Here is a 5169-nt window from a genome sequence, read left to right as displayed (position 1 = left end):
GGGCGGCCTGCTCGCCGGCGGCGAACTGCGCGCCCGCGCCCACGCGCTCGCCCACGCGCGCAGCGTCGAGGTGCTCGCCACCGCACGCGCCGCGCTGATCGGCTACGCGATCAGCTACGCCGAGACCCACCCCGGAGAGGGCTACGGTTTCCTGCCCTGTCCGGATGCCGGCAACACCGGCTCCACCCCGATCGGTGCCTGCGGTGCGCGCGGCACCGCCGCGATCGGGCGCCTGCCCTGGCGCACCCTCGGCCTGCCCGAGCTGCGCGACGGCTGGGGCGAATGCCTGTGGTACGCGGTCGCCGGCAGCGTCAAGCACAACCCCAAGCCGGCGGCGTTGAACTGGGACAGCCCGGGCCAGTTCGGCCTGCTCGATCCCGCCGGGCGCAGCCTTCAGGCAGCGTCCGGCGACGGCATGGCGGTGGCGATCGTGTTCAGCCCCGGGCCGCCACGCAGCAGCCAGATCCGTCCGCCCACCCGGGGCACGAGCTGCACAGGCAGCGACTCGGCCGCAGCCGACCTTTCGCACTACCTCGACCCCGGCCATGCGCGCGCAGGCAGCGGGGTGATCGAGATCACCCTCCACCCGGCCACCCTCGACGACGAGGCGCCCAACGACCTCGCCACCTGGATCGGAATCGACGACGTCTTCGACGCACTGCGTCGGCGCCGCGACCACGCCAGCCATCTCGATGCGCTCCTCGCCCGCAGCGCGAACGCGCTTGCCGGCCGGCTTGCGGCGAGCCGCACCGAATGGCTCGCACGCCACGCCCGCCCGCTCGGCACGCTCGCGGTGGGTATGCTGCCCACGGCGGAGACTCTGGGCATCGCCGCCGCACAACGTCCGCTCATCGACGACTGGCACGAGCAGATCCGCTTCGCCGCCTGCCCCGACGGCAGCGCCTGCATCGGTGTGACGCGGCCCGCGGCACCCGGCGAGCGCTGCCGGGCGGTGCTGGCATTCGGGGGCGAGCGCATCCGCAGCGGCCCCGAGCGCCAACTGCGAACCACCGCTGCCGAGCGCGCCGATCCGGCGGCCTGGTTCGAGGGCCGGAACGTCGCCGCGCTACGCCTGGGCAATCCCGAGTTCGAGGGTGCCGCGCACTTCCGCGTCACCGCGCCCGATCGCCCCGCCAGCGAGGACGTTGTCCGATGCCTGCCCTGACCCCGCCTCCCGCTCGCATGCACAAGCCCGCGCATTCGAGCGCTCCCGCGCGCGGCTTCACGCTGGTCGAGCTCGCCATGGTGCTGGTGATCCTCGCCCTGCTTGGCGGCAGCCTGCTGGTCCCGGTGGCGAGCCGGCTGGAAGCGCGCGACCGCAACGCCACGCTCGAGCGTCTGCACGACATCCAGCTCGCGCTTACCGGCTTCGCCATCATCCACGGCCGCCTGCCCTGCCCGAGCACCGAAACCGATCCCGCCAGCCCTGGCTACGGGCTCGAGGACGGCCCGCCCTGCAACCTCGCGCGCGAGGGCGTGCTGCCCTGGCGCAGCCTGGCGATGCCGGCGACCGACGCCTGGGGCCGCGACCGCCACTCCGCCGCCGACGACTGGACGGGGTACTGGCGCTACCGCGTCGACCCCGCCTTCAGCGTGGCGCCGATCGGCGCCGCCACCACACCCGGCGCGCGCCTGCAGATCCGCGATCACGACGGCCGGCGCATCACCACGACCGACTCGCAGGCGGTCGCGATCGTGTGGTCGACCGGCGCCAACCTGCACGCCGACGGCGACAACACCAGCCACGCCAGCGCCACCCCGAGCTACCAGGCCGGCGAACCGGGCGCCGATTTCGACGATCTGCTCGCCTGGCTCGGGCGCCCGCTGCTGATCGCCCGTCTCGCCCAGGCCGGGCGGCTGTGATCCCGGCCGCGCATCCGCACATAGCCCTTTCCATCACCACTGCCACATCACCCGGGAGACAAACCATGCAAAAGAAACCGCAAACCGGATTCACCCTCGTCGAGATCGCGATCGTGCTGCTCGTCGTCGGCCTGCTGCTCGGCGGGGTCATGAAGGGGCAGGCGCTGATCGACAGTGCCCGTGTCAAGAACCTCGCCCAGGACCTGCGCAGCGTGCCGGCGATGGTCCATGCCTATCAGGACCGCTTCCGCGCCCTCCCCGGCGACGACCCCGCCGCCGTCCGCCATCTCTGCTCCGGCGGCAGCAGCTGCACCGTGGCCGGCAACGGCAACGGCGTGATCGACGGCACCTGGGATGCGGGCGCCGACACCGAGTCCGTCCGCCTCTGGCAGCACCTGCGCCTGGCCGGCATCGCCACCGGCAGCACCGACACCGCCGACGCCGGCTTCCTGCCGCGCAACGCACTCGGTGGCCGGCTCGGCGTGCAGCGCGGTGGCAGCGTGCTCGGCCTGCCGGGCAGCCTGGTGGTGTGCTCGGACAACGTGCCCGGCAAGCTGGTCACACAGATCGACATCGCGCTCGACGACGGCGACCCCGCGGCCGGCTCGCTGCGTGCCGGCACACCCGGCGACACCGGGCTGGTGGCGATCTCCGCGGCCAACCGGCTGCTCGAAGCGAACGCGCACACGGTGTGTTCGAATCTGTGAGGCGTGAGGCGTGCGGAGCGCGGGCGGCTCAGCCACCCAGCAGGCGCTCCTCGGCGGCTTCCAGGCCGCCGGGGACGCCGAGCAGCACGATCACGTCACCGCTCTGGATGCGTGTCTCGGCACCCGGCGAGAGCGCGCGGATGCCGCGCCGACGCACTGCCGACACCGCCACGCCGAACTCCTCCAGCCCGAGTTCGCCGATGCTGCGCCCGACTCCCGCCGCGCCCTCCGGGACGATCACCGAGCGCAGGCGCGCCTCCGCGCCGGCGCCCGCATCGCCCGCATCGCTGCTGCCCTGGAAGAAGCCGCGCATCAGCGCATAGCGCTGGCTGCGGATCTCGCGGATGCGCCGCACCACGCGACTGAGCGGCACCCCGGTGAGCGCGAGCGCGTGCGAGGCGAGCATGATGCTGGCCTCGAAGGCCTCGGGCACCACCTCGGCCGCCCCCGCCTGGGCAAGCTTCTCCAGGTCGGCCTCGTCGCCGGCGCGCACCACCACCGGCAGGCCGGGACGCAGCGCGTGGGTGTGATGGATCACCCGCAGCGCCGCCTCCAGCGCGTCGAAGGACACCACCAGCGCGCTCGCGCGCTGGATGCCGGCGGCGACCAGGGTCTCGCGCCGCGCGGCGTCGCCGTACACCACGGTGTCCCCGGCCGCGCCCGCCTCGCGCACGCGCTCCGGGTCGAGGTCGAGCGCGACGTAGGCGACGTTCTCCTGCTCGAGGAAGCGCGCCAGGTACTGGCCGCTGCGTCCGTAGCCGCACACGATGATGTGGCGCTCGGTGTTGAGCGACTGCGCCGCCACCCGGGTGAGCTCCATCGAGCGCAGCAACCATTCCGAGGCGACGAAGCGCATGACCAGGCGGTCGCTCACCTGCACGATCAGCGGCGCGACCAGCATCGACAGCACCAGCGCGGCCACCGCGGCCTGGGCGAGGCCGTAGGGCATCAGCCCGAGGTCGAGGATCTGCGACAGCAGGACGAAACCGAACTCGCCGCCCGCGCACAACCACAGCCCGGAGCGCATCGCCGTGCCCGCCGGCGAACCGAACACGCGCGAGGCCGCGAACACCAGCCCGAACTTGAGCACCAGCAGCGCGCCGAGCAGGCCGAGCACCGCCGGCAGGTTGCGCACGATCTCGGCGACGTCGAGCAACATGCCGACGGTGACGAAGAAGAGCCCGAGCAGCACGTCGCGGAAGGGCTTGATGTCCTCTTCCACCTGGTAGCGGTACTCGGTCTCCGAGATCAGCATGCCGGCAAGGAAGGCGCCGAGCGCGAGCGACAGCCCGACCCGCTCGGACAGCCAGGCCAGCCCGAGCGTGATCAGCAGCACGTTGAGCATGAAGAGCTCGCCCGAGCGCCGCCGCGCCATCACGGTGAACCACCAGCGCATCAGGCGCTGGCCGAAGACCAGCACGAGCGAGAGCAGGAAGACGACCTTGAAGGCCGCCAGGCCGAGGGTGAACATCATCTCCTCGGCCGGACGCGACAGCGCCGGCAGCAGGATCAGCAGCGGCACCACCGCGATGTCCTGGAACAGCAGCACGCCGATCACCTCGCGGCCATGACGGCTGTCGAGCTCCATGCGGTCGGCGAGCAGCTTGGAGAGGATCGCGGTGGACGACATCGCCAGCGTGCCGCCGAGCGCGAAGCTGGTGATCCAGCCCAGCCCGCCGAGGCGACCGAGCAGGGTGGCGAGCGCGATCGTCGTCAGCACCTGGGCGAGTCCGAGCCCGAACACGATGCGCTTCATCGCCATCAGGCGCCCGAGCGAGAACTCCAGCCCGATCGAGAACATCAGGAACACCACGCCGAACTCGGCGAGGTGGCGCGCGCCGGCGGACTCCTGCATCAGGTCGAGCGCATGCGGCCCGCCGAGCGCGCCGACGAGCAGGTAGGCGAGCACCGGCGGCAGGTTCATGCTGCGGAAGAGGGCCACCATCACCACGGCGGCGGCCAGCAGCAGGACCACGAATTCGAGGGTATTCAGCATGGAAGCCCGGCCGCGTGTGGCGCCAGCGCTGCCGGGCGGCGGCGCGGGTGTTTGGTATACAATCCGCTCGATCGGGAGCTTGCCGGCAACGGCGCGCCGTCATCCCGTCGAGCCACCGGTCTCCCTTCCGCGCCAGTTTAAAGCATCGAATCCATGGACCCAATTTCCGCTTCGGGCGAAAGCCGAGCCGTCGCCCTCGCCCGCCGCGTGCTGCGCATCGAGGCCGACGCCGTGGCCGCGCTCGGGGCGCGCATCGGCGAGGAATTCGAGCGCGCGGTCGAGATCATCCTCGCGCGCCATGGCCGGGTGATCGTCACCGGCGTTGGCAAGTCGGGCCACATCGGCCGCAAGCTCGCCGCCACGCTCGCCAGCACCGGCACCCCGGCCTACTTCGTGCATGCCGCCGAGGCCGCACACGGCGATCTCGGCATGATCACCCCGGAAGACGTGGTGATCGCACTGTCGAACTCCGGCTCCAGCGAGGAGCTGCTCACCATCGTGCCCCTGGTCAAGCGCCAGGGCGCCCGCCTGATCGCGATGACCGGCAAGCCGGACTCGCCGCTCGCACGCGAGGCCGACGCGCATCTGGACGCCGGCGTGGCC

5 protein-coding genes are annotated in these 5169 nt (G+C 72.3%); 4 read left to right on the top strand and 1 reads right to left on the bottom strand.

Annotated elements, in window-relative coordinates:
* From C665_RS18220 to C665_RS18210, 3 genes are all read left to right on the top strand, one after another.
* On the top strand, window positions 1-1165 hold a 1165-nt coding region (locus tag C665_RS18220), incomplete at its 5' end, for a hypothetical protein (protein WP_004325902.1).
* Entirely contained in the window at window positions 1153-1863 is a 711-nt protein-coding gene (locus C665_RS18215) for a type II secretion system protein (RefSeq protein WP_004325900.1), read from the top strand. The genes C665_RS18220 and C665_RS18215, both read left to right, overlap by 13 nt.
* A 65-nt stretch (window positions 1864-1928) precedes the next feature.
* The gene (locus C665_RS18210) at window positions 1929-2570 is read left to right on the top strand and encodes a prepilin-type N-terminal cleavage/methylation domain-containing protein (RefSeq protein ID WP_004325898.1); all 642 of its coding nucleotides are present in this window, start codon (window positions 1929-1931) and stop codon (window positions 2568-2570) included.
* Between the two features lie 28 nt (window positions 2571-2598).
* Here the strand turns inward: C665_RS18210 and C665_RS18205 are convergent, their stop codons facing one another.
* Window positions 2599-4566 (bottom strand): monovalent cation:proton antiporter family protein, encoded by a 1968-nt coding sequence (locus C665_RS18205; RefSeq protein ID WP_004325896.1) that lies wholly within the window; start codon window positions 4564-4566, stop codon window positions 2599-2601.
* A gap of 153 nt (window positions 4567-4719) precedes the next feature.
* On the opposite strand from C665_RS18205, the gene C665_RS18200 reads away from it, so the two are divergent.
* A partial coding sequence (locus C665_RS18200; protein ID WP_004325895.1) for a KpsF/GutQ family sugar-phosphate isomerase occupies window positions 4720-5169 on the top strand: 450 nt, incomplete at its 3' end.

Source organism: Thauera aminoaromatica S2 (assembly GCF_000310185.1).
Taxonomy (GTDB): domain Bacteria; phylum Pseudomonadota; class Gammaproteobacteria; order Burkholderiales; family Rhodocyclaceae; genus Thauera; species Thauera aminoaromatica.
Note: the sequence above shows the minus strand (reverse complement) of the source record. Positions and strands in the feature narration are given on the sequence as shown.

Bases quoted from the DNA above. Each gene is read 5' to 3' on its own strand.
- C665_RS18210 (WP_004325898.1), top strand. From the start codon at position 1,929: ATGCAAAAGAAACCGCAAACCGGATTCACCCTCGTCGAGATCGCGATC.
- C665_RS18205 (WP_004325896.1), bottom strand. From the start codon at position 4,566: ATGCTGAATACCCTCGAATTCGTGGTCCTGCTGCTGGCCGCCGCCGTG.
- C665_RS18215 (WP_004325900.1), top strand. From the start codon at position 1,153: ATGCCTGCCCTGACCCCGCCTCCCGCTCGCATGCACAAGCCCGCGCAT.